Annotated in this window: 20 protein-coding genes and 1 pseudogene; 10 read left to right on the top strand and 11 right to left on the bottom strand. The window is 71.1% G+C overall.

The genetic code is table 11. The features are described 5' to 3' along the window. The first annotated feature begins 1 nt into the window (after position 1). Positions 2–457, top strand: coding sequence for an SRPBCC family protein (locus ACH4TP_RS30045; protein WP_398182919.1), 456 nt, complete (start codon positions 2–4; stop codon positions 455–457). Beyond that, complete coding sequence (locus ACH4TP_RS30040) at positions 444–2,039, top strand: phytoene desaturase family protein (protein WP_398439664.1); 1,596 nt, start codon at positions 444–446, stop codon at positions 2,037–2,039. Before ACH4TP_RS30045 ends, ACH4TP_RS30040 begins: the two co-directional genes overlap by 14 nt. A gap of 84 nt (positions 2,040–2,123) precedes the next feature. Here ACH4TP_RS30040 and ACH4TP_RS30035 read toward each other — a convergent pair. Beyond that, a pseudogene (locus tag ACH4TP_RS30035) lies at positions 2,124–2,447 on the bottom strand (ornithine decarboxylase); the annotation flags it as partial. A gap of 212 nt (positions 2,448–2,659) precedes the next feature. Then, positions 2,660–3,844 (bottom strand): zinc-dependent alcohol dehydrogenase, encoded by a 1,185-nt coding sequence (locus ACH4TP_RS30030; protein WP_398439663.1) that lies wholly within the window; start codon positions 3,842–3,844, stop codon positions 2,660–2,662. Between the two features lie 719 nt (positions 3,845–4,563). Here ACH4TP_RS30030 and ACH4TP_RS30025 point away from each other — a divergent pair. The 7 genes from ACH4TP_RS30025 to ACH4TP_RS29995 all read left to right on the top strand — a co-directional run bounded on the left by ACH4TP_RS30025 (position 4,564) and on the right by ACH4TP_RS29995 (position 12,802). Next, positions 4,564–5,490, top strand: coding sequence for an ABC transporter permease (locus tag ACH4TP_RS30025; RefSeq protein WP_398439662.1), 927 nt, complete (start codon positions 4,564–4,566; stop codon positions 5,488–5,490). 52 nt (positions 5,491–5,542) lie between these two features. Next, positions 5,543–7,327: an ABC transporter substrate-binding protein gene (locus tag ACH4TP_RS30020; protein WP_398439661.1), complete on the top strand. Its 1,785-nt coding sequence runs from the start codon at positions 5,543–5,545 to the stop codon at positions 7,325–7,327. 12 nt (positions 7,328–7,339) lie between these two features. Next, positions 7,340–8,332, top strand: a complete 993-nt coding sequence (locus tag ACH4TP_RS30015; RefSeq protein WP_398439660.1) for an ABC transporter permease — start codon at positions 7,340–7,342, stop codon at positions 8,330–8,332. Then, on the top strand, positions 8,329–10,020 hold the full coding sequence (locus ACH4TP_RS30010) for a dipeptide ABC transporter ATP-binding protein (protein WP_398439659.1): 1,692 nt from the start codon (positions 8,329–8,331) through the stop codon (positions 10,018–10,020). Before ACH4TP_RS30015 ends, ACH4TP_RS30010 begins: the two co-directional genes overlap by 4 nt. Before the next feature lie 60 nt (positions 10,021–10,080). Next, positions 10,081–11,043: a MetQ/NlpA family ABC transporter substrate-binding protein gene (locus ACH4TP_RS30005; protein WP_398439658.1), complete on the top strand. Its 963-nt coding sequence runs from the start codon at positions 10,081–10,083 to the stop codon at positions 11,041–11,043. A 74-nt stretch (positions 11,044–11,117) separates the two neighbouring features. Further along, positions 11,118–12,143, top strand: coding sequence for a methionine ABC transporter ATP-binding protein (locus ACH4TP_RS30000; protein WP_398439657.1), 1,026 nt, complete (start codon positions 11,118–11,120; stop codon positions 12,141–12,143). Then, positions 12,140–12,802, top strand: coding sequence for a methionine ABC transporter permease (locus tag ACH4TP_RS29995; RefSeq protein WP_398439656.1), 663 nt, complete (start codon positions 12,140–12,142; stop codon positions 12,800–12,802). Before ACH4TP_RS30000 ends, ACH4TP_RS29995 begins: the two co-directional genes overlap by 4 nt. Before the next feature lie 16 nt (positions 12,803–12,818). Here the strand turns inward: ACH4TP_RS29995 and ACH4TP_RS29990 are convergent, their stop codons facing one another. The 5 genes from ACH4TP_RS29990 to ctaD form a co-directional block, all read right to left on the bottom strand. Beyond that, the gene (locus ACH4TP_RS29990; RefSeq protein WP_398439684.1) at positions 12,819–13,778 is read right to left on the bottom strand and encodes a RimK family alpha-L-glutamate ligase; all 960 of its coding nucleotides are present in this window, start codon (positions 13,776–13,778) and stop codon (positions 12,819–12,821) included. A 482-nt stretch (positions 13,779–14,260) separates the two neighbouring features. Continuing rightward, positions 14,261–15,847, bottom strand: coding sequence for a phospholipase (locus tag ACH4TP_RS29985; RefSeq protein WP_398439655.1), 1,587 nt, complete (start codon positions 15,845–15,847; stop codon positions 14,261–14,263). Positions 15,848–16,279: 432 nt separating this feature from the next. Beyond that, complete coding sequence (locus ACH4TP_RS29980) at positions 16,280–17,572, bottom strand: globin domain-containing protein (protein ID WP_398439654.1); 1,293 nt, start codon at positions 17,570–17,572, stop codon at positions 16,280–16,282. Positions 17,573–17,873: 301 nt separating this feature from the next. Further along, the gene (locus ACH4TP_RS29975; RefSeq protein WP_398439653.1) at positions 17,874–18,413 is read right to left on the bottom strand and encodes a hypothetical protein; all 540 of its coding nucleotides are present in this window, start codon (positions 18,411–18,413) and stop codon (positions 17,874–17,876) included. Next, positions 18,410–20,125, bottom strand: a complete 1,716-nt coding sequence (gene ctaD / locus ACH4TP_RS29970; RefSeq protein WP_398439652.1) for a cytochrome c oxidase subunit I — start codon at positions 20,123–20,125, stop codon at positions 18,410–18,412. Before ctaD ends, ACH4TP_RS29975 begins: the two co-directional genes overlap by 4 nt. A 265-nt stretch (positions 20,126–20,390) precedes the next feature. Between ctaD and ACH4TP_RS29965 the strand changes: the two genes are divergently transcribed. Then, positions 20,391–22,007: a GAF domain-containing protein gene (locus tag ACH4TP_RS29965; protein ID WP_398439683.1), complete on the top strand. Its 1,617-nt coding sequence runs from the start codon at positions 20,391–20,393 to the stop codon at positions 22,005–22,007. A gap of 74 nt (positions 22,008–22,081) precedes the next feature. Here the strand turns inward: ACH4TP_RS29965 and ACH4TP_RS29960 are convergent, their stop codons facing one another. The 4 genes from ACH4TP_RS29960 to ACH4TP_RS29945 all read right to left on the bottom strand — a co-directional run bounded on the left by ACH4TP_RS29960 (position 22,082) and on the right by ACH4TP_RS29945 (position 24,507). After that, positions 22,082–22,801 carry a response regulator gene (locus tag ACH4TP_RS29960; protein ID WP_389233615.1) on the bottom strand — a complete coding sequence of 240 codons (720 nt, stop codon included), beginning with the start codon at positions 22,799–22,801 and terminating at the stop codon, positions 22,082–22,084. Further along, on the bottom strand, positions 22,795–23,049 hold the full coding sequence (locus ACH4TP_RS29955; RefSeq protein ID WP_398439651.1) for a hypothetical protein: 255 nt from the start codon (positions 23,047–23,049) through the stop codon (positions 22,795–22,797). The genes ACH4TP_RS29960 and ACH4TP_RS29955 overlap by 7 nt, the downstream gene beginning before the upstream one ends. A 275-nt stretch (positions 23,050–23,324) precedes the next feature. Then, a complete protein-coding gene (locus ACH4TP_RS29950) occupies positions 23,325–23,960 on the bottom strand; it encodes a vitamin K epoxide reductase family protein (RefSeq protein ID WP_398182971.1) in 636 nt (211 codons plus the stop codon). Continuing rightward, the gene (locus tag ACH4TP_RS29945) at positions 23,941–24,507 is read right to left on the bottom strand and encodes a hypothetical protein (protein WP_398182974.1); all 567 of its coding nucleotides are present in this window, start codon (positions 24,505–24,507) and stop codon (positions 23,941–23,943) included. The genes ACH4TP_RS29950 and ACH4TP_RS29945 overlap by 20 nt, the downstream gene beginning before the upstream one ends. Positions 24,508–24,533: the final 26 nt, after the last annotated feature.

The raw sequence follows: 24,533 nt of genomic DNA, 5'->3' as shown, positions 1-24,533 counted from the left end.
CATGGCACAGTGGCACCGTCTCATGCACGCCACGCCCCAGGAGGTCTGGTCCGTCCTGAGCGATCCGCGCCAGTACGGACGCTGGGTCGTGGGCGCTCACCGCTCCTGGCCTCGCGGCGGCGGATGGCCCGCCGAGGGCGCCGAGCTGGGCTACGCCCTCAGAGCCGGCCCGTGGACGTACCACGGCCGCACCGTCTCCCGGCGCTGCGAACCGCCGCACCGGCTCGAACTGGAGGCCAAGAGCGGTGTCGGCAGCGCCAGGATCGCCTTCCGGATCGACCCCTGGGGCGAAGACACCCTGGTCGTGATGGACGAGCATCCTCTGGCGGGTCTGGCAGCCGGCTGGCACAACGCGGTGGTGGACGCCCTGCTGCGCTGGCGCCACCGGAGCGCGCTCGCCCGGCTGAGCGAGGTCGTCGAGTCCGCGGCGAAGGCCGAGGCCCGTGCCCACGCCTGACGCCGTCGTCATCGGGGCCGGTCCCAACGGCCTGGTGGCCGCCAACCTCCTCGCCGACGCCGGCTGGCAGGTCGTGGTCCTGGAGGCGCAGAACCGACCCGGCGGCGCAGTGCGCAGCGACCGGGGCGTCCATCCCGACTACGTCCACGACCTGTTCAGCGCCTTCTACCCGCTGGCCGCCGCCTCCCCCGTCATCCGGGGCCTCGCCCTGGAGCGGTACGGGCTGCGGTGGAGCCGCGCCCCGGCCGTCGTCGCACACCCGCTGAGGGACGGACGCTGCGCGGTCCTCGGCAGTCACCCGTACGACACCGCCGCCTCCCTGGCCCGCTTCCACGCCGACGACGCACGTTCCTGGCACCATCTGCACCGCCTCTGGCAGCGCTACGGGGACGATCTCGTCGGCTGCCTGTTCACCCCCTTCCCTCCCGTGCGGTCCGGACTGCGACTCGCCGCCCGCACCGGCATCGCCGAAGGGCTGCGGCTCTTCCGCGACATGCTCCTGCCCGCCCGCCGCTTCGGCGAGGAGCACTTCACCGGCGAGGGCGGCCCGCTCCTGATCGCGGGCAACGCCCTGCACGCGGACCTGGCACCGGAATCCGCGCTGGGCGGCGGGTTCGGCTGGCTGATGTGCATGCTCGGACAGACCCACGGCTTCCCCGTCCCCGTCGGGGGCGCCGGCAGCCTCACCGACGCACTCGTACGCCGACTGCTGGCACGCGGAGCGACACTCCACTGCGGACGCCCGGTGACCCGGGTCGTCATACGCGACGGCCGCGCGGTCGCGGTCCGCACCGCCGACGGCACGGAGGTCCCCGCCCGGCGCGCCGTACTCGCCGACGTCCCCGCTCCCGTGCTGTACGAGCGGCTGGTCGGCGAAGACCACCTTCCGGCCCGGCTCCGCGCCGACCTGCACCGCTTCCAGTGGGACCTGGCCACCGTCAAGATCGACTGGGCGCTGTCCCGGCCGATCCCCTGGACCGGTGAGGGAGCGCACGGCGCCGGGACCGTCCACATCGCCGAGGGCCTCGACGCCCTCACCCGCTTCGCCGCCCAGCTGGCCATGAGACAGGTCCCGGACGTGCCGTTCACCGTTCTGGGCCAGATGACCACCGCCGACCCCACCCGCTCCCCCGTCGGCACCGAGTCGGCGTGGGGCTACACCCACGTGCCCCAGCGCATCCGCTCCGACGCCGGAGACGACGCGATCCGCGGCTCCTGGAGCGCCCGGGAGAGGGAGGCGATCGCCGCCCGGGTCGAAGCCGGCATCGAATTCCTGGCCCCGGGCTTCCGCTCCACGATCACCGCCCGCCGCATCCTCGCCCCGCCCGATCTGGAACGCCTCAACCCCGCCCTGGTGGGCGGCGCCGTGAACCAGGGCACCACCCAGCTCCACCAGCAGCTCCTCTTCCGCCCTCTGCCCGGCACCGGCCGCCCCCGCACAGCCGTCCGCGGCCTCTACCTCGCGTCCGCCACCGCCCACCCCGGCGGCGGCGTCCACGGCGCCCCGGGGGCCAACGCGGCCCGGGCAGCCCTACGAGCCCTCCGCATCCCGCGCGGCGGGTCCCACCGCTCCACCGCGTAAGCGCACTCCATGGGCCTTCCTCTCCCCTGCGAGCGACTGCTCCGTGGGCTCCAGGCCGGCGGCGGCCCGCTTGGGGGCGGCCGCTCATCCCTCGTCGCACAGGACCCTGATGCTCGTCATGCCGGTGTCCACGGCATCGGGTACGCCCATGCCCGCCTCGACACCGGTGCGGAGGTAGCGCAGGACGTCCATGGTGAGGCGTTCCCCGGGCAGCGCGGCGGGGATGCCCGGCGGGTAGGGGGTGAGCATCTCGGCGGCGATGCGCCCCTGGGCCCTCTCCCAGGGGATCTGCTCGGTGCGCCCGAAGAACGCGTCCCGAGGCAGGACGGCCTGCTCCAGGCGGAGCCCGGCGGGCGAGGGCACGTCCACGGGCCGGCCCGTGCGCAGTCGGGGCACGTGGGCGGCGAGGTCCGAGCAGGTGCCGTAGGGGGTGGGGGTGGTGACGAGCGCTCCCTGTGCGTCGGGATGGCCGGTCAGGGCCTCCTCGAAGGCCTCGGCAGCCGGAGGGTGCGGCAGATGGCGCTCGGCGTCCCATGGTCCATACGTCCGCGCCTGCCCACCGGCAGGGTGGAAACGGCGGTCCCGCCATCGGGGCCTGCCGTGTCCGGCCGGTGCGGCCGTCAGGGGTGGAAGAGGACCTTCACCATGTTGTCGCGCTTCTTCTGGAAGTCCTCGTACGCCTGTGGGGCATCGTCCAGGGGCAGGTGGTGGGTGGCGAAGCCCTCGACTCCGAGGGGGTCCCCGTCGGTCAGCAGGGGAAGCAGGTCGTCGACCCATCGGCGGACGTTGGCCTGTCCCATGCGCAGCTGAATCTGCTTGTCGAACATCGTGAGCAACGGCAGCGGGTCGGCGGCCCCGCCGTAGACGCCGGAGAGGGAGACGGTGCCGCCTCGGCGTACGAGTTCGATGGCCAGGTTCAGGGCGCCCAGGCTGTCCACGCCCGCCTTCTTCATCAGCGCGGAGGCCATGGCGTCCGGGAGCAGGCCGGTCGCCGTCTGCGCGGCCCGGGCGGTGCGGCCGCCGTGGGCCTCCATGCCGACGGCGTCGATCACGGCGTCCGGGCCGCGGCCGCCGGTCGCCTCGCGGACCGCGTCGACGAGCCGGTCTCCGTACCGGGACAGGTCGTGGACCAGGACGCCGTGGCCGGCGACCCGGGCGAGCCGTTCGGGCACCAGGTCGATGCCGATCACCTGGCCGGCCCCGCGATGGGCGGCGATGCGGGTGCACATGTCGCCGATGGGCCCGAGGCCCAGGACGGCGACGCTGCCGCCGGGCGGGACGTCGGCGTAGTCGACGGCCTGCCAGGCGGTCGGCAGGACGTCCGACAGGTACACGAACCGTTCGTCCGGCGGGCCTTCGGGGACCCGGATCGGGAGGGTGTCGGCGAAGGGGACGCGGAGGTACTCGGCCTGCCCGCCGGGCACCTGCCCGTAGAGCTTGGTGTACCCGAAGAGGCTGGCGCCGGTGCCGTGCTCGTGGACCTGGGTGGTCTCGCACTGCGAATGCAGGCCCTGCGCGCACATGAAGCAGGTGCCGCAGGACACGTTGAAGGGCACGACCACCCGGTCCCCGGGCTTCAGGTCCCGGACCTCGGGCCCCACCTCGGCGACGACCCCCATCGGCTCGTGCCCCAGGATGTCCCCCGCGTCCAGGAACGGCCCGAGCACCTCGTACAGGTGCAGATCGGATCCGCACAGCCCGGTCGTCGTCACCTCGATCACGGCGTCCGTGGGGTCGGTGATCCGCGGATCCGGAACGGTTGCCACCTCGATCTTGCGGCGGCCCTGCCAGGTCACGGCTTTCATCACGCCTCCTCTGTCACGCATGGGTGGTCCGGCGTCCCGCCGACCCGCAGGTCTGCCGGAGAGTGCCGTCATCGGCTCCGATGGCTCCGATGGCTCCGATGCGAAGTGGCGTCCGGTGCCATGTTTTCGCCTGCGGAAGTCACGAGGCGTCTCCCGAGATGCGGGGCGGCCGCACCGCCGGTCCCGGCGGCCTGGTATCCGCGCGCCTGCCCTCTGGCGGCCCCTTCAACCAGCCGTGCCCGACATATTCGACCGGGGGTTCCGGCGCCTCCCCGTCGTTTTCCGTCGCAACCCCTCCGGGTTCCGTCGACGGGATCGATGACCGCACAGGGCCGGCACGCCCGCCCGGGCCGGATTTCCCCATGTCGAGACCGGCCTCGGTGTCTTCGCCCTCGCGTTCGCCGCCGGCCCTCTCGTGGGCGTCCTGCTCGGCCCCGGCTCCTCACACGAGCGGGAGAAGCCCGACGGCTGTGATGCCCGTCTCTCGCGTTCGGACGATTCGAGGTGATTGGTGAGCATTTCCATTGCGGCAACATGAACAGAGAAACACTCTAGACATCCAAGGCAATATGGTTCATCAACCTTCGAATCTGATGCGTTGCGATCGAATCGATCTTTCGATCTAATGCTCGATGTCCGGAGCGGTGACCCCGTCTCCGACGTGATCCAGGGCGTTCCTCCACAGTCGGCGCGCCCCGAGCGAGCGGGAGTGCGGCAGCGTGGCAGCGGTATCGAAGGTGGACGCGTTCCGGCGTGATCGGGTCGGGATCGTCTCGTTCTGCGTCGTCGGGTTCTTCGTGTTCCTCGCCCTCGCGGCGCCCCTGGTCACCGCCCTCTACGGCAAGAACCCGACCGAGCACTACGGGCAGAACGGGGTCGGTCTGCTGAGTCCGGAGGGCCTGCCCCTGCTGCCCAACGGGGGCGTCTCGGCCGAGCACTGGTTCGGCATCGAGCCCGGCCTCGGCCGCGACGTCCTCGCCCAACTCCTGTACGGCATCCGCACCTCGCTGCTGATAGCCGTCACTTCGGCCGCCGCCGTCGCCGTCATCGGCGTGGTCGTCGGAGTGGCCGTGGGTTATCTCAGCGGGCTCGCCGACCGGGCGTTCACCTTCGTCTGCAACGTCCTGCTCGCCTTTCCGAGCCTACTGTTCCTGCTCACGCTGGGCCCGGTCATCCAGACCCGCTTCGTCGCACCCGACGAGAACGAGCCCTCCTGGATGCAGTTCGCCGTTCTCATCCTGATCTTCTCCGCCTTCGGCTGGGTGCCGCTCGCGATGGTGCTGCGCACCGTCGTACGGTCCCTGCGCGAGCGGGAGTTCGTCGAGGCGGCCCGGGCCCTCGGCGCGAGCCGACGACACATCGTCTTCCGCGAACTGCTGCCGAACGTCTGGGCGCCGGTCCTGGTGCACATCACCCTCACCGTGCCCGCCATGGTCACCACCGAGGCCGCGCTGTCCTTCCTGGGCGTCGGCGTCAACGAGCCCATCCCCGACTGGGGTCGCATGATCTCCCGGGGCGCCGACGTCTTCTACGACGACCCCACCTACATGGCCTTCCCCGGCGCCTCGCTCCTCGTCTTCGTCCTCGCCTTCAACCTCCTCGGCGACGCCGTGCGGGACGCACTCGATCCGCACACCGTCCGCTGAGACCCGAATCTTCCCTCACCCGCAACGCCCGCACGACACAACGGAGTTCGCCATGCCCGCAATCACCCTGCGCGCCGCAGCCGTCCCGGTTCTCGCCACCACCGCCGCCCTGCTGCTGTGCTCCTGCTCCGCGGGCGCGGGCACAGGCGCCGGGCAGGGCAGGAACAGCACCGCCGCCAAGAGCGGCCAGCGCCTGACCACCACCCTCGGCACCGCGAAGGACAGCCAGGGCCCCGCCCCCGAGATCCCCGGCGCCCGCAAGGGCGGCACCGTCACCGTCGCCAACCAGGCGGACTTCCCGCACCTCGACCCGCAGAAGATCTACGCCGGCGAGCGGTACAGCACCTCCCTGCTGTGGGGCCGACAGCTGACGCAGTACCAGATCGTCGACGGAAGGCCCCGGTTGGTCGGCGACCTCGCGACCGACACCGGCACCTCCTCCGACGGCGGCCGCACCTGGACGTACCACCTGAAGGACGGCATCGCCTGGGAGGACGGCAAGCCTGTCACCGCGCAGCAGGTCAAGTACGGCATCGAGCGCACCTTCGCGCCCGGCTTCGAGGTCGGCCCCACCTACTGGCAGCCCTGGCTCACCGGCACCAAGGACCTCACCGAGGCGGTGAAGAAGTACGGCGGCCCCAAGAAGGACGGCGACCTCAAGGCGATCGAGACGCCCGACGACAAGACCATCATCTTCCACTTCCCCCAGCCGCAGTCCGACGTGCCGTACATGGCCGCCCAGTCCTCCTCCTCCCCGGTCCGCGAGGACAAGGACACGGGCACCGGCTACGACGTGAAGCCCTTCGCCACCGGTCCGTACAAGATCGTCGAACACAAGCCGAACCAGAGCCTCACCCTGGAGCGCAACCCGTACTGGAAGCCGGAGACGGACTCGATCCGGCACGCCTACCCGGACCGCTTCGAGTTCACCTTCGGCAAGGAGGCCCTCAACACCGCGCAGGAGGTGTTCAACGGCCAGGGCACCGGTGCGACCACGCTCACCACCAAGGACCAGCTGCCGCCGGAGCTGATCTCGACGGTCGAACGCGACCCCGCCAAGCGGAAGCTGGTCGTCTCCGGCAGCAAGGGCGCCTACACCCAGGACCTGTACATCAGGAACGACCGGGTCACCGATCCCGAGGTCCGCAAGGCCATCCACTACCTCTTCCCGCGCGAGCAGGCCCGCCAGGTCCTCGGCGGCCGCTACGCCGGCGACTTCGCGACCACCCTCTCCTCGCCGGCCGTCGTCGGCTGGAAGAAGTACGACCTCTACCCCGTCGCCCCCGCCGGCGACATCGCCAAGGCCAAGGAACACCTGGCCAGGGCGAAGACGAAGGTCACCAAGCTGACGTACGCGTACCCCACCGACAGCCCGGCGGACGACCAGGTCGCCCAGGTCCTCGCCGACGCCTTCGCCAAGGCCGGGATCAAGCTCGTCCTGAAGGGCCTTCAGACCGGCGCGTTCAACGACCAGGTCTTCGGCGGCGAGGACAGCCCGTACGACCTGTTCCTGTCCACCAACTCCGTGGACTGGCCCACCCCGTCGACCCTGCTCCCCCTCGGCTACGAGAGCCACCTGGACGCGGTGTCCAACACCATCCGCTACGGCAACCCGCAGGTGGACGAGGAGCTGGCCCGCATCGCGAAGACCGGTGACGCCCGGAAGAAGGCCGAGGAGCTGATCGGCCTGGAGCAGACGGTCATGGAGGACGTCCCCGTGGTGCCCTTCCTCTACAAGAGCATCTCCCAGTTCCGCGGCGAGAAGATCGGCGGCGCCGCCATCCACCCGATCTACGGCGTCACGGCCCTGGCCGACGTGTACGTCAAGAACTCCTGACCTCCTGCGACCATGACCCGATACCTCCTCAAGAGGGTCGCGCAGGCCGTGGCGGTGCTCTTCGCCATCACCGCCACGGCCTTCGGGCTCTTCCACGCCGCCCCCTCCGACCCGGCTCTGATCGCCTGCGGTCCCAAGTGCACCTCCGCCCAGCTCGCGGCCGTCCGCACGAGCATGGGACTCGACCAGCCGATCGTCTCCCAGTTCACCGACTACGTCGGCGGCATCGTCACCGGCCGCACCATCACGGACGTCGACGGCACCCCGATCCCCTGCCCCGCCCCCTGCCTGGGCTACTCCTACACCCTTCACCAGCCCGTCCTCGCCGCCATCGAGGACCGCCTCCCGGTGACCGTCTCGATCGCGGTCGGCGCCCTCGCGGTGATCCTCGTCCTCGGCGTCGGCTCGGGCCTGGCGGCGGCGCTGCGCCGGGGCAGGGCGACCGACCGCCTGCTGTCCGGCTTCAACCTGCTGGGCGCCAGCGTGCAGATCTACTTCCTCGGTTACGTGCTCCAGTTCCTGCTCGTCTACTCCACCGGCCTGTTCGCGCCCCCGCGTTACGTGCCGTTCGCCGACCGACCCGGGCAGTGGGCCCTGGGCCTGGTCCTGCCGTGGCTGGTGCTCGGCTTCGTCAACGCCGCCGTCTACGCCCGTCTCACCCGCTCGCAGATGCTGGAGACCATGCACCACGGGTACGTCCGCACGGCTCGCGCCAAGGGCCTGGGCACCCTGCGCACCCACCTGAAGTACACCGCGCGCGGCGCGGCCGGCCCACTGGTGCAGCTGCTCGGCCTGGAGGTCGGGGCGCTGCTCGGGGGCGCGTTCATCACGGAGACCGTGTTCGGTCTCGGCGGCGTCGGCAAGCTGGCCGTGGACGCGGTGACCGGCAACGACCTGCCCACGGTCGTCGGCACCGTCCTCGTCGCCGCCTTCTTCGTCGTCGTGTTCGTGGCCGTGGCCGACCTGGTGGTGGCCTGGCTGGATCCCCGAGTGAGGCTCGCATGAGCGATCGACCCGCACTGAGCGTCCGCGACCTGGCGGTCACCTTCCGGTCGCCGCGCGGCCCGGTCTCCGCGGTCCGGGACGTCTCCTTCGACGTGGCCCCGGGTGAAGTCCTGGGCCTCGTCGGGGAGTCGGGTTCGGGCAAGTCGACGATCGGCCTGGCCGCGCTGGCCCTCCACGACCCGGCGCGCACCCGCGTCCGGGGCAGCGTACGGCTCGGGGTCGACGGCCTCGATCTCGTGGGCGCGCCCGAAGCGGTCCTGAAGAAGGTCAGGGGCGCCCGTGTCGCGATGGTCTTCCAGGACGCCCTGGACGCCCTGTCGCCGTACCACACCATCGGCGCCCAGGTCGCGGAGGCGTACCGCGTCCACCACCCGCGGGCCGGCCGCGGGGAGGCGAGGGAACGGGCGGCGGCGATGCTGGAGCGGGTGGGCATTCCGGCGGCCCGCGCCTCGGACCACCCCCACCACCTCTCGGGCGGCATGCGCCAACGCGTCGTCATCGCCATGGCGTTGGTCAACGACCCGGGCGTCCTGATCGCCGACGAGCCGACCACGGCACTGGACGCCCGGGTCCAGCACCAGGTCCTCGACCTGATCCGCGAACTCCAGTCGGAGGCCGGGACGGCCATGCTCCTCATCACGCACGACGTGGGCGTGGTGGCGAGGACATGCGACCGCATGCTGGTGATGCGCGACGGCGAGGCACTCGAAGAAGGCCCCACCGAACGCCTCCTGGCCGCCCCCGCCCACCCCTACACCAAGGCCCTCATCGGAGCGGCTCCCACTCTGGACACCGTCCCCGGCACCCGCCTTCCCACGGTCGACGACCCGGAGCCGAAGCCGCGCACCAAGGCCCGCCTCCGCGCCGCACCCGATCCCGGAGTCCTGGCCGAGGTGCGGGACCTGCGCGTGGACTACCCGGGCCGCCGTCGCGCCCGCCCCCACACCGCGGTGAAGGGGGTGAGCCTCCACGTGGCACGCGGGGAGACCCTGGGCCTGGTGGGCGAGTCCGGCTCGGGCAAGTCCACCATCGCGCGGGTCCTGACCGGACTGCGCCGCCCCACGAGCGGGGAGGTCCTCTTCGACGGCCGGGACGTCTCCGGGGCGGCGACGGACACGCGTCTGCGCCGCGAGCTGAGCCGGGACGTCCAACTGGTCTTCCAGGACCCGTACGCGTCGCTGAACCCGCGCCACACGGTGGAGCAGATCGTCACCACGCCCCTGCGCCTCCACACGGACCTGGACCGGGCGGAACGCGGGAAGCGGGCGGCGGAACTCCTGGAACAGGTGGGCCTGTCCCCGTCCCACCTCTCCCGCCACCCGCACGAGTTCTCCGGAGGTCAGCGTCAACGCATCGGCATCGCCCGGGCGTTGGCCGTCCGGCCGCGTCTGGTCATCGCCGACGAGCCGGTGTCCGCACTGGACGTGTCGGTCCAGGCGCAGGTCCTCAACCTCCTGATGGATCTGCGTGAGGAGCTCGGCCTGTCGCTGCTCTTCATCTCCCACGACCTGGCGGTGGTACGGCACTTCTGCGACCGGATCGCGGTCCTGAACCAGGGCGAACTGGTGGAGACGGGTCCGAGGGACACCGTCTTCGACTCACCGGCCGCCTCCTACACGAGGGAACTGCTCGCCGCGTTCCCGCACCACCCCCTGCCCGCCGCCGGCCGGCCCGCACAGCACGTCTGATCCCACCGTGGCCCCGTCACGGACGGGACGAACGCCTCCCACCCCTCAGAAAGAGCCCTCATGACGAACACCCCGACCGAGCCCGACTCCGTGCCCGAGCTTCCCGACAACCCGGCGGAGAGAAGGAACGGGTTGATCACCTGGCTCTCCATCGCCGCCGTGGCCGTGATCGCGGCGGTGGCCGTGCTGGTCTCCCACCTCACGGGCGGCACCTCGCGGGCGGACGCCTCCGGGCGCGTCACCGTGAAGATCGGTACGACCGACCAGAGTTCGGACTTCTGGCCCGTCCTGACCCGGCGCGCCGCCGAGGAGGGCATCGACATCGAGCTGGTCAACTTCACCGACTACACGCAGGCGAATCCGGCGCTGTCGCAGAAGCAGATCGACCTGAACCTCTTCCAGCACCTGCTGTTCCTCGCGAACCACAACGTCGCCGACAAGGACACCCTGACGCCCATCGGATCGACCGTCGTCGTACCCCTGAGCCTCTACTCGAAGAAGCACACGGCGCTCCAGGACATCCCGGTGCACGGCCGGGTGGCGATCCCCAACGACCCGACCAACCAGGCCCGGGCGCTGCTCGTGCTGCAGCAGGCCGGTCTGCTGAAGCTGAAGGGCGGCGGGTCGGTGCTCGCGACGCCCGCGGACGTGGACACCGCGGCGTCGAAGGTCGCGGTCACGCCCGTGGACGCCTCCCAGACCGTCGCCTCCCTGCCGTCCGTCGACGCGGCCGTGATCAACAACAACTTCGCCCTGGACGCCAAGCTGGATCCTTCGAAGGCGCTGTACGGCGACGACCCGTCGAAGCCCGAGGCCGAGCCGTACATCAACGTCTTCGTCGCCCGCGCGGCCGACAAGAACAACCCCACCTACCTGAAGATCGCCAAGCTCTACCACGAGGCAGCCGTGAAGAAGGCGGCGATCGACGCCTCCAAGGGAACGGCGGTGGCCGTGGACCGTCCGCAGGCCGACCTCGAACGCATCCTCGCCTCTCTGGAGAAGACGGTGCGCGCGGCGCACTGACGGCAGCGCGAAAGACGGGGGCGTCCGACGCGGGCGCCCCCGTCGCCCCCAGGTCCGACTCGAAGCAGGGACTCATGGCACCACCACTCATAGAACTTCGCGACGTCAGCAAGACCTTCACCTCACGGTCGACGACCGTCTCCGCGCTCGACTCGATCGACCTGGAGATCGAAGCGGGGGAGATCTTCGCGATCATCGGACACTCCGGCGCGGGGAAGAGCACGCTGGTGCGGCTGATCAACGCGCTCGAACACGCCAGCTCCGGCACGGTGACCGTCGACGGCGTGGTGATCACCGAGCAGAGCGAGAAGGACCTCCGGCGCGTCCGCTCGCGGATCGGCATGATCTTCCAGCAGTTCAACCTGTTCCGCTCCCGGACGGTGTTCGGCAATGTGGCCTACCCGCTGAAGCTCGCGGGCTGGCCCCGGGAGAGACAGCGGGCCCGGGTCGCCGAGCTCCTCGCCTTCGTCGGCCTGACCGACAAGGCATGGGCCTATCCCGACCAGCTCAGCGGTGGGCAGAAACAGCGGGTCGGCATCGCACGGGCACTGGCCAACGAACCCGCCATCCTGCTGGCCGACGAGTCGACCAGCGCGCTGGATCCCGAGACCACCCGGGACGTTCTGCGGCTGCTCCGGCGCGTCAACTCCGAACTGGGAGTGACCGTCGTGGTCGTCACCCACGAGATGGACGTGGTGCGGAGCATCGCCGACCGGGTCGCCGTACTGGACGCGGGCAGGCTCGTCGAGGTCGGCACGGTCTACGACGTCTTCTCGGCACCCCGGACCGACACCGGCCGCCGTCTCGTGGAGACGGTGCTGAGGAACCGCCCCGACGCGGACGACGTGGCACGGCTCCGGAAGCAGCACGAAGGCTCCCTCGTCTCCGTCACGGTCGACGGCGACGCCGTGATGGGCCAGGTCCTGGCCGACGCCGTGCGGCGGCACGACCTCCGTTTCGAGATCGTGCACGGCGGGATCGACACCCTCCAGGGACGCTCGTACGGCAGCGTCACGCTCGCACTGTCCGGAGCGGAGCGGGACATCGAGACGGCAGTGGCAAGCCTCCGCACGGTGGCCGCGGTGGAGGTGCTCGCGTGAACACGGACTGGAACACTCTCTGGCCGGTCTTCACGACCTCCATGGGCCAGACCCTGTGGATGGTCGCCGTGACGATGGTCTTCGGCGGCTTCCTCGGCCTGCTCCTCGGCATCCTGCTGTACACGACGCGCCGCGGAGGACTCCTGGAGAACACGCCTCTCTACACGGCCCTGAACCTTCTGGTGAACTTCGTCAGGCCCATTCCCTTCATCATCTTCATCACCGCCGTGGGTCCGCTGACCCTGAGGGTGGTGGGCACCACCATCGGCACCGCCGCCGCGACGTTCCCGCTGATCATCGCCGCCACCTTCGGCATCTCCCGCATCGTGGAACAGAACCTGGTCAGCATCGACGCCGGAGTGATCGAGGCGGCCCGGTCCATGGGCGCCGGCCCGGCGCGCATCATCACCACCCTCCTCGTCCCCGAGGCGCTGGGCCCCCTGATCCTCGGCTACACCTTCGTCTTCGTCTCCGTGGTCGACGCGACCGCGATCGCCGGCGCGGTCGGCGGCGGAGGCCTCGGGAACTTCGCCATCGCCTACGGCTACCAGCGCTTCAACTGGACGGTGACCTGGATCGCCGTACTCACCATCGTGCTCCTCGTGCAACTGGCGCAGTTCCTGGGCAACTGGCTGGCGGGGAGGACACTGCGGCGGTGACACCGGGATGCCGGGCTCAGGTCGCCGGCGATGCCGTGCCCACCGTGGCGGACAGCCGGTCGTCGACGCAGGACGCGATCGCGGGAGCGACGACTTCGGTCACCTCCGGGCGCCAGCCCGGGACGGCGTTGACCTCGCAGATGGTGTAGGAGCCCTCGGCGGTGAACAGCAGATCCACCCCGGCGATGTCCAGGCCCAAAACACTCACCGCGGCCAGCGCCAACTGTTCTGCCTGCGGATGGCGGCCCACGCACCTCGTGGCGGTCCCGCCCTTGGCGATGTTGGCGGCGAGAGAAGCGTTGCGGGACGTGTGGACCACGGCGTCCACCACCGTGCCGTCCACCACGACCACGCGCATGGAACGACCGTGGGAGTGGGCCACGTGCTCCTGGAACAGGAACGGTGATGTCTGCGCGAGGCTGCCCGCCATCTCGTGCAGCAGGTTCGAGTCGGAGGCGAGGAACACCTGGGATCCTCTGGTTCCCCGAACGGACTTCACGACGGACGGTGTGGGCAGGTGGGGACTCCGGACGACACCTTCCAAGGGCGCGGTCGCGTAGGAGACCGTGTCCGGCACCGGCAACCCGGCCAGAGCGAGCTCCTGCACCTGCCACACCTTGTTCCGGCAGGTGAGCTGGGCGTCCAGAGGGTTGACCAGGCGACTGCCCAGGCGTTCGAGATGCCGCAGGAGCGTCACCTCGCGGTCGTCGCGCATGGTCCCCGGCAGGTGCCGCACGCAGACGACCGCGGGGGGCGGCAGGGCCGTGCCGCCCAGGGTGCTCAGCATCAACCGCCCGCCCCGAACCCCGAACAGCAACTCGTCCGTGTGCCATACGGCGAAACGGCGGCCGTACCGCTGTGCCAACGCCGTCGCCAGATCGCGGCTGCAGCGGCGCAGCGCAGTCGGCTGCTGCCGCACCAGCATCCACACATCGGCAGGCCCGGCACTTGCCGACACGGCACGACGGTACGTCACCAATGGGAGCTCCTCACATGTCCGCGGCCGACCGCCCGCTCCGCAACGGCCCCTGGGCTTCCCCTCACCATGGGCCACATCTCCGACGTCCTCAAGGGGACCCGTGTGCGGGCACCGGCCGCCCGCAGCAGTGCCTTGGCGGTCTGGCGTGACGGTCCCCGAGGGAAGGCCCGGGCGCTCGCTGCCGTCCTCGTCGTACGAACCCGTGAGGTGGGGATACGGGAAGGTGGTGTACGGGTCCGGACCGGCCATGCCCTGGGCCTGTCGTCCGGTGTGGTGTCACCCCCGTCTGTGCCTCCTGTGGCCCCGTCGCCACCCGAAACCGTGTGCACTGTGGTGGGCCGGGCCAGGACCAGCCGGGCGACCACGCGGCCGGCCGGCTTTTCGGCGTACCCGGCGGCGAGACCGGCGATCTGTGCGCGGCGCCGACCGGCACCTCGGATCGGCGGACACGCCGACCCGAGGTGCCGGTCGGGTGGGTGTCAGCCCTGGCAGACGCCGCGCGTGTAGTCGTACGTCGCCGTCGCCCGCGAGTACTTCCACTGCGGCGCGAGCAGCCCGTCCGCCAGCTGGCGTGCGGCGGCCGGGCTTTCGATCACGTAGCCGAAGTCCTGGAGCCAGGAGGGGTAGAGGTTCTTCGAACCGATGTAGAAGGCCGAGTCGTCCACCGAGACCAGCTTGTGGTGCTGGGCGTACGGCTTGCCGTCGGCCCATGTCGGCGCGTCCGAGGCGCGGAAGGTGGCGAGCTGGAGGTTCTGGCACATCGCGGCCTTCGCCTTCGGCTCGTCACCGGTCAGGGCCTTGAGGCGGCCGCGCAGGGCGTCGCTGACCTCGTTCAGCGACTTGATCTGCGAGTAGCCGCCGCTGCCGATGGTGCCCCGGTTGGCCGGGTCGCTGACGACGATGCGGACCTTCACGCCGGCGGCGAGCTTCGCGGCGAGGGTGTCGTAGAGCCGGATGTCGTAGCGGGGCAGCGGCGGGCAGGTGGCGTTCAGGTCCTGCTGCGAGATCTCGACGTGCTCGGTCGCGCTCGCCACCAGGGCCCGCAGGGCGCTCTCCTCCGGGTTGACCGTGTCGTAGTCGCGGTCGGCGTTGGTGCGGTCGTGCACCCCGAATCCGCAGGTGGTGTCCGAGGCCGTCGGCAGGACGGGCCGGAACGAGGAGGACGGGTCGCTCTGCCGGATCCCGACGCCGAGGCCGCCCACCGCGATCGCGGGGACGTCGCCGTCGGCGGCCGGGGCGGCGGTCCGGGGCAGGGTGGGCAGGCAGCCGGCGCCGTTGGAGGAGGCGAACCAGACCGTGGTCCAGTCGCTCTTGTTGCGGCAGGTCCAGTCCCACAGCGTGTCGAGGTAGCGGCCGGCGGAGCCCGCCGCCGGGCCGGACAGCGCGAGGTCGACGTCGTTCACCGGGTGGGTGGTGTCGAGGTAGTCGTCCTTCCAGCTGTTGATGCCGCCGGTGATGACCGAGTTCCCGTCCACGACCACGAGCTTGGAGTGGTTCCAGGAGAAGCCGGTCTTCGACGTCGTCATCGAGGCCACGTCGAGGGTGACGTCCGCGGCCGCCGGTCCGAGCTTCTTCACCAGCTCGTCGCGGTAGGAGGACGGGATCACGTTGGCGTGGTAGACCGGCGCGGCGCCGACCAGGATACGGACCTGGAGGCGGTTGCCCTTCTGTGTCGCCTCCTTCAGGCCGGCCACGATCGCGTCCTGGAAGCCGCCGTTGGGGAACGGGGCCAGCGTGGATATGTCCACGCTGTACCGGGCGTTCGCGATGTCCTCACGCACCTTCTCCAGCAGGCGCCGGGAGCCTGAGCGGTCGGCGCAGGTGGGATCGCCCCAGCAGCCGGGGGTCTGGAGCAGCCAGTCGGAGGCGCCGGGGGCGGAGACACCCAGCCTGTTCCCCTTCGTGCGCTCCCAGACGGAGCCCTCCAGGCCGGGAGAGACCTGGCGCAGGGACTGCTCCACCGCGTCCAGGTGCGGAGCGGGGGCGTCGGCGAACGCCGGGGCGGCGGACAGCAGGAGGGCGGAGAGGGCGAGTGGAAGGGCCGTCGTGCGGATGGTGCGGGCCAATGCGGTTCCTTGCTTGGGGGGGGGTGGCTCGGGCCGAGGGCTCCGTCGAGGGGGCCTCGTCCTTGATCAACTCCCGTAAGTTACCAGCGCGTATCTCCTGGTTCACCCCAACCCACGCTACTTTCAGCCATAATCGCGCCCCGCACCCTCGTCGAGGCTTCCCGGCCATGGGTTGGTCGTGGCCCGACCGGGGCGTGGCCGTTGAAGCACTTCGCCGCGTCGCTCCTGGCCACGATCGGGCCGGCACGACGCGCGGCCGCCATCCTCCCGGCGCTCGCGGTCCGCGTCACCGAATGACGTGGTGCCCGGGACGGCCCGCACCTTCCCGGCGGCATTCCCCACGACGTCGGCGTCTTCCTCGGCGACGCCGTCCGAACCGTCCGGCCCCTTCTCCGGGAGCCGGTCGCCCATGTCACCGCACAGCGCCGCCACCTACCAGGGCGACCCGCTCAGGGAGTTCGCCCGCGGCGAGCGGTCGGCGTCACAACGGCCGGAGGCGGAAGTCCCGTCGGCCGGATCGTGGTGGATGCGGTCCGCGGGCAGTCTCACGGCCATCAGCCTCCGCACCGTGGCGGCGACCATGGCGGGCGGGCCGCTCACATAGGCGACGTGCTCGGACCAGTCGCCGTGCCGGGCCACCGTGTCGACCATCGAGCCGACCTCACCGAGCACCTGGATGACGCGTAGCCAGGGGTGGCGAGTCTCCAGCTCGGCGAGGGCGGTCGTGTCGTACAGGTCGTCCGGTGTGCGGGCGCCGAGGAAGAGGTACGCGCTGCGGCCGCACGGTCGGCGCATGGCCAACTCGTCGAGCAGTGACTTGGCCGTGGCCCATCCGGTCTCGGCCGCCACGATCAGCACGTCGCGTGTCAGGCCGTCGTCCAGCGTCATGGATCCCTGCGCCGGTCCGAGGCGCAGCAGGTCACCCGCACGGGTGTGCGCCACCAGTGCGTCGCTCACCCCGCCCGGGCCGGTACGGCGTATGTGGAACTCCAGCTCCCCGTCCGTCCGGGGCGCGCAGGCGACCGAGTACGGGCGCCAGGTGTGCGGTAGCAGCGGAGACTCGATCCTGGTGTACTGCCCGGCACGGTACGGAAACGGTTCCGCGGTGCGGACTCGGAGGACGGCGACACCGGGGCCGCACACCCGGTGTCCCGTCACCGTCGCGGTCCAGTAGGCGGGCTCGGCCAATGCCTCGCGCGCGCCGTCGACCATGGACGTGACGGCGAACCTCACCATCCGCACCCAGGCCTGCTCGAGTTCCTCGACCCAGTGCTCGCCCGCACTGCGGCGCAGGGCCGCGACGAGCGCGGACTCGAACACCTCGAAATGCACCGGCCGCACCCCCAGCTTGCGGTGATCGCGGCCCAAGCGGGCGCAGAAGTCGGCCACCTCTTCCGGCCTGTCCAGGTGCTCGATCAGGTACCAGAGGGCCCGTTCCAGATGAGCCTGCTGGAAGTCCATCGAGTCGGGGAACAGCCCGCGCAGATACGGATGCTGCTCGAACATCGCCTGATAGAGGTGGGTGATGAGGTCGCTGAAGGGGGTCACCAGCGCCAGATGGCGGTTGATCGTCTCCTGGTCGTCGGTCCTGTAGAAGACCCGCCCTGACTCCGCCGGTCTGACGGCCCCGGCCGGGGCGAACAGCTGCCTGCGCAGCCGCATCGCGTCCTGGCGCGCGAGGAGCGCGTGGTACTCGTCGTACACGTCGCTTGTGGTGGTGCTCACGTGCTGACTCACTCCCTGGCGTATGTCCCGCGTCTCCGCCCCGTCCCCGGCGGACGGCAGCGGGGCTTCGTCAATGCCGTTTCGGGGCGATGACACACCGGGGAGGACGTCCGCCGAACAGACCCGGTGGCAGCGACAGCACCGTGGCCGCGGCCGGAAGACACATCAGTCTTGCACCGCTGTCTCCCTGCCGTCCGGCCTCATCAGGGAGGGCCTTTCGGCCCTTTCGCTCCTCGCCCCGCTCTGCCCGGCGCACCCACGGTCGGGCGCAACCGGCGCGGCTTCGAGGTGGGCGAGGTGATCAATCGCGCTCCCTGCCCCGCCACACCGCGCTCGCCGCGACGAACGCGAGGGCGGCGAAGGCGAGGGCCGTGGGCACCGCCACGGTCGTGGCGCCGCTCACTCCGCGGCTCCGGCCCCAGACCGGCAGCAGCAGTGCGGTGCCCACGGCGGCGGCCAGGCCCGCGCCGATCCTGCGGGCAACCGCGTGCTGGGGCGGGCGGGGTGTCTTGCGGGGCGGGGCGGAGTCCAGGGCCGCCCAGCAGGCCGTGTCCTCCCGCTCCTCGCGGTTGCGCCGAACCGCTGCGCCCGCGCGCGTCGTTGCGCTCACGGTGGCACCGGCCGCCGCCGCTGCGAGGAGGAACGGCACCGGAACACCCGCGAGGAGCAGCAGGGCGGTCGCGCCGGCGGTGGCCCAGCCGGTGACGCACGCCGTAGCGGCCAGGCGGCGGGAGGCGGGACGGTCCGCGCCCGCGCGCAGGTCGACGAGCGCGGGGACGTACCAGACGCACCCGGAGGCGGTCACGGCACCGATTCCCAGGGCCAGGACGGCCGCGGTCACCGGTGCCCCGCCGTCTCGTCGGACCGGTTCTCGAGCCGGTCGAGAGCGGCGATCTCGGGGTGGTGCAGGTCGAACGCGGGAGATTCCGAGCGGATCTTCGGCAGGGTGAGGAAGTTGTGTCGCGGCGGCGGGCAGGACGTGGCCCACTCCAGCGAACGGCCGTAGCCCCACGGGTCGTCGGTCTCGACCCTCTTCCCGTAACGGCCGGTCTTCCAGACGTTGTAGAAGAACGGCAGGAAGGACAGGCCGAGGAGGAACGAGCCGATGGTGGAGACGGTGTTGAGGGCGGTGAAGCCGTCGGCGTCCAGGTAGTCGGCGTAACGGCGGGGCATTCCTTCTGCGCCGAGCCAGTGCTGGACGAGGAAGGTGGCGTGGAAGCCGACCGTGAGGGTCCAGAACGTGATCTTGCCGAGCCGTTCGTCGAGCATCTTGCCGGTGAACTTGGGCCACCAGAAGTGGAAGCCGGCGAACATCGCGTACACGACGGTGCCGAACAGCGTGTAGTGGAAGTGCGCCACGACGAAGTACGAGTCGGAGACGTGGAAGTCCATCGGGGGCGAGGCCAGGATGACGCCGGTCAGACCACCGAAGGTGAAGGTCATGAGGAAGCCGGTGGCCCAGAGCATCGGGGTCTCGAAGGACAGCGAGCCCTTCCACATCGTTCCGATCCAGTTGAAGAACTTCACGCCGGTCGGTACGGCGATGAGGAACGTCATGAAGGAGAAGAACGGGAGGAGCACGCCACCGGTGACGTACATGTGGTGCGCCCACACGGTCACGGACAGACCGGCGATCGCGATGGTCGCGGCCACCAGACCGATGTAGCCGAACATCGGCTTGCGGCTGAAGACCGGGACGACCTCGGAGATGATGCCGAAGAAGGGCAAGGCCAGGATGTACACCTCTGGGTGTCCGAAGAACCAGAAGAGGTGCTGCCAGAGCAGCGCTCCGCCGTTGGCCGCGTCGAAGACGTGCGAGCCGAACTTCCGGTCGCATTCGAGGGCGAACAGCGCGGCGGCGAGCACCGGGAAGACCATCAGCACGAGGAGGGACGTGAGCAGCACGTTCCAGGTGAAGATCGGCATCCGGAACATCGTCATGCCCGGGGCGCGCATGCAGATGATCGTGGTGATGAAGTTGACCGCGCCCGCGATCGATCCGAAGCCCGAGAGCGCGACGCCCATGATCCACAGGTCGGCGCCGAGGCCGGGCGAGTGGATCGCGTCGGAGAGCGGCGCGTAGAGGAACCAGCCGAAGTCCGCGGCCCCACCGGGGGTGAGGAAGCCGCCGGCGGCGATCAGCGAGCCGAACAGGTACAGCCAGTACGCCAGCATGTTGAGCCGGGGGAAGGCCACGTCCGGCGCGCCGATCTGCAGCGGCATGATCCAGTTCGCGAAGCCGGTGAACAGCGGCATGGCGAAGAGCAGCAGCATGATCGAGCCGTGCATCGTGAACGCCTGGTTGAACTGCTCGTTCGACATGATCTGCGTGCCGGGGCGGGCCAGCTCCGCGCGCATCATCAGGGCCATGACACCCCCGATGACGAAGAAGAAGAGCGCGGAGCAGAGGTAGAGCGTGCCGATCTGCTTGTGGTCGGTGGTCGTCAGCCACCCCACCCACGAGGGCCGGGCCGGCCGTGCGGCGCCCTCGTCGGCCGCTCGCGGGATTCGCGGCTCTCTCGCCTTCACCTGGATACTGCGTGCCTCGTCCACCGGACGGCGACCTCCACTTCCACGTTCTGTTGCCATGGGCCGGGAAGCGGTCGCGTACGGGGGATTTCCGCGGCGCTTCCCGGCCGCCGACCCATGCTCGTGGCCGCCTCCCGGGATCCGGCAGGGCCGAGCGGTACCCGACGGCGGGGCGGCGGGAGGGCCGTTCGACCCCTGCCGTTCGCGGTGACCGGGCACCACGTACCCTGCGGACATGTCCGACACCGCACCACACCCCGCCTGGCCGCGACTCGACGTCCCCGACCGGATGCACGGCCTGCTCACCGCGGTCATGGACCTCGGCCGCGACCTCGAACTCCCTCAGGTGCTGCGAAGCATCGTGGAGGCGGCCGTCAGTCTCACCGACGCCGAGTACGGAGCGCTCGGCGTGATCGACAACCGGCAGCAGCTCTCCCAGTTCCTGCCCGTGGGCATGGCCGACGACCTGGTGACGCGGATCGGTACGGCGCCGTGCGGTCACGGCATCCTCGGCGAGCTCATCCGCAACCCCTCACCGCTGCGGCTCGACGACCTCGGCCGGCATCCCAGCAGCTTCGGCTTCCCGCCCCACCATCCGCCGATGCGCACCTTCCTGGGAGCTCCGATCCGGGTACGGGACGAGGTGTTCGGCAACATCTACCTGACCGAGAAGCGGGGCGGCGGCGCCTTCGACGCGGACGACGAGGCGGTGCTCACGACGCTGTCGATGGCGGCGGGCGTCGCGGTCGACAACGCCCGCCTCTACCACGACAGTCGACGCCGCGAGCACCGCCTGGAGGCGCTGGGCGAGATCACCCGCACTCTGCTCGCGGGCACCGACGCCGACGAGGTCCTGCGTCTGATCGCCCGGCGGGCCATGGAGGTGGCCGACGCCGACCTCGCCGCCGTCCTGCTCCCCTCCAGGCCCGCCGGCGACCTGACCGTACGGGTCGCGCACGGCGACACCGCCGAACTCGTCCGGGGAGTCCGGCTGCCGGCGTCGGGCTCGCTCGCAGGCCTCGCGGCGCGCACGCGCGGGCCCGTGGTCACGACCGACGTGCGCACCGATCCCCGGGCCCTGCCCCTGGGCGGTACGGCCGGAGAGGAGCACGGCCCCGTGGTGGCCGTGCCGCTGCCCGTCGACGACGCCGTGTGCGGCGCCCTGCGGCTGAGCCGTAGGGCCGGACGGCCGGGCTTCGACACCACGGAGACCCTGCTGATCAGTGGTTTCGCCGATCAGGCGGCGATCGCCCTCGAACTCGCCCGGCGGCGTGCCGAGTCCGAGGAGCTGGCGGTGCTCCAGGACCGCGACCGCATCGCCCGTGACCTGCACGACGTCGCGATCCAGCGGCTGTTCGCCACGGGCATGACGCTGCAGAGCGCGACCCGGACGATCGGGGACGCCGGGGCCGCCGAGCGGGTCACCCGTGCGGTGGACGATCTCGACGCCACCATCCAGATCATCCGCTCGACCATCCTCCAGCTGCGCACGACCGCCGACGACCTGGGCGGTCCCGCGCTGCGTCGGCGGCTGGCCGAGACGGTCCAACTGGCCGCCCAGCACCTGGGGTTCACACCCTCGCTGCGCATCACGGGGCCGGTCGACAGCGCCGTTCCGGAGGAGCTGGCCGAGCACGTGCTGGCCGTGGCGGCGGAGGCGCTGAGCAACGCCGCACGGCACGCGAGGGCGAGCCGCGCGGATGTCGTGCTCTCCGTCCCGGACACGGCCGACCAGCTCGTCCTCACCGTCACGGACGACGGTACCGGCCTGGGGTGCGCCCGGCCGACGGGCGGGCTGCTCAACATGAACTCGCGAGCGGAACAGTGCCGGGGCACCCTCCGCCTGGAGTCACCCGCGGAGGGCGGCACGAGGGTCACCTGGAGCGCGCCGCTGTCCACCGACTAGATCCGATCCGCGGGCGCGGGCGCGGGCGCGGGAGCCGTACGCACGGGAAACGGCTCGCGCCCGCGGCCTCCGCCTCACGGTTGGGTGCCCTGCGGCTCCCGGAGCCGCTCGGCGATCAGCGCCGCCTGGACGCGCCGCCCGACACCCAGCTTCCCCAGGATGGACGACACGCGGTTCTTCACCGTCTTCTCGGCGAGGAACAGCCGGTCGGCGATCTGCCGGTTCGTCAGTCCCAGGCCGATCAGGTCCAGGATCTCCAGCTCCCGGGGCGAGAGACGGTCGAGCTCTCCGGGCGCGGTCGCCTTGGGTTCGGGATCGGGTACGGAGCCCCGTATCCGGGCCATCACCCGGCCCGTCATCCGGGGGTCGAGCAGCGACCTGCCCGTCGCCACCGTGCGGATGGCGGCCACCAGGTCCGATCCCCCGATCTGCTTGAGGACGTAACCCGCCGCACCGGCCATGATGGCGTCGAACAAGGCCTCGTCGTCGTCGAACGAGGTCAGCATCAGGCAGGCGAGGTCCGGGAGTTCCGCGCGAAGCTCGCGACACACCTCGACGCCTTCGTGATCGCCGCCGGTCGCGCCGCCGAGGCGTACGTCGAGCACGGCGACGTCCGGCCGCGCGGCGGGCACCCGGGCGAGCGCCTCACGGGCGTTCGCGGCCTCGCCCACCACCACGATGCCCGGCTCGGCTTCGAGCAGATCGCGTACGCCCCGCCGGACCACCTCGTGGTCGTCGAGCAGAAAGACCCGCACGGGTGCGGCAGTGGAGGAGGGGTGGCCGGTGGTCAGCATGCCTTCCCCACACAGGAACCGCACGCTTCGCCGCTTCCGCAGGAGGTCACCGCCACGTCCGCCGTACGCGCCACCGCACGGGTCCCGCGCGCGCAGTACCAGGCCGCGTTGGAGCAGAACCCCGCCGCGAGCACCCAGACGACTCCGGCCCGGGCACCCCGGGCGAAGGACACGACGGCCGCGGCCGTGCAGAGCAGACAGAGCACGAAGGCCGCGAGGGCGACACTACGGGAAGGACGGGGTTTCACGGAGAACTCCTGATCGAGCGGCAACAGCCGCGACGTGAGCGGTGGCCCACCGGCTGTGGCGGTACCGGGCCAAGCACGGGACGAGCGCCAGTATCGCAACGCCTCCACCGGGCCGAACGGCCCTGGTCCGATAGGGCCGAACAGCCCTATCGGACTGTCGGCCCGCCGTGGTCGACTCGCCCTCGCGACCTGGGGCGCCGGCCGCGACGCGGTCCGGCCGTCCCCCGGACCCGCGGCCGGCGCGCTCGGGCCGCGCCGTAGCGCCCGTACGGACCTCACAGGCTCTGCCACGCCGACCAGAAGCGGGTCGTGATCAGCAGGAGGATGCTCGCGCACCAGACGGCCGGTACGACCCAGTGGAACTCCGTCACCGCGGCGACCAGCGGCCTGGGCGCGCGCAGAATCCGGTGCCGCAGGTTGTGCACCGTGGTGTACCAGAACATGACGACGGTCGCCGCCCAGGCGAGACAGCACCACAGACACAGGGCACCGATCTCGTACAGCGCCTGGCTCATCAGCCACATGCAGAAGCCCACGCCGAACAGCGTCCCGGCGTTGAGGCCGAGCCAGAACCAGCGGCGGTGGCGGGCCCCGGCGAGAGCGCCCGCGCCGATCGCGACGACGACGCCGTACGTGACGAGACCGAGCATCGGGTTCGGGAAACCGAACACCGACGCCTGCTCGCTGCGCATCACGTTCGTGCAGGACAGGACCGGGTTGATCGTGCAGGACGGGACGAAGGCCGGGTCCTCCAGGAGGAGGAACTTGTCGAGTGTGATCACCCACGAGGCGAGGACGCCGAGCCCACCGGTGACGACCAGGAGCCACGCGAAGGCGCGGGAAGCTCCGGTCGTACGATCGGCCGGCGTGGTCGCCCGGGTGGCGACGGAACTACGAAGAGCGTTGGTCATCTCGGCTTTTCCTGGAAACGAACGGGGAAGGGGACAGAGCCGTGGGCCGGCGCGGGCTCGTCTCGTGGCGTATCGGCTCGCGGATCGCCGCGACCGGCCACACCACGTCCACCGGCACCCCGCGGGCGCGTGCGTACGCCACCAGGTGTGCGGTGGCGTCCCTCCCGTCGGTAGGAGAGCCGTCCCAGACCGCGAGGAGCCGGGAGCAGTGGGTGATGAGCGCCTCGTCCGCGCCCACGCAGGCGTCACGGGAGTCCGGGTCGTAGGCGAGGAGCCGCACCTCCTCGGCCAGGGCGAGCACCGCCCGGGCCGGTTCCAGGTCGGCCGGCGGCAGGACCGCGGGCACCGCTCCCCGGGCGGGCAGGAGTACGACGAGCCGCCGGCCCGACGCGCGCACCGCGCGGCCGAAGGCCGCGGACAGCGCCGAACCGCCGCGGACCAGACCGGGTGCCGGGTCCCCGAGACGCTCCAACCGCACAAGGAGCTCGTGCTCGACCTCTCTCAGCGTGTCCGGTGCCAGGTCGGCGTGTCCCACCGCCGTGATCATCGTTCCCCTCGCTCTCTTGCCCTGGG

Source organism: Streptomyces sp. NPDC021012 (genome assembly GCF_044333355.1).
GTDB lineage: Bacteria > Actinomycetota > Actinomycetes > Streptomycetales > Streptomycetaceae > Streptomyces.
Note: the sequence above shows the minus strand (reverse complement) of the source record. Positions and strands in the feature narration are given on the sequence as shown.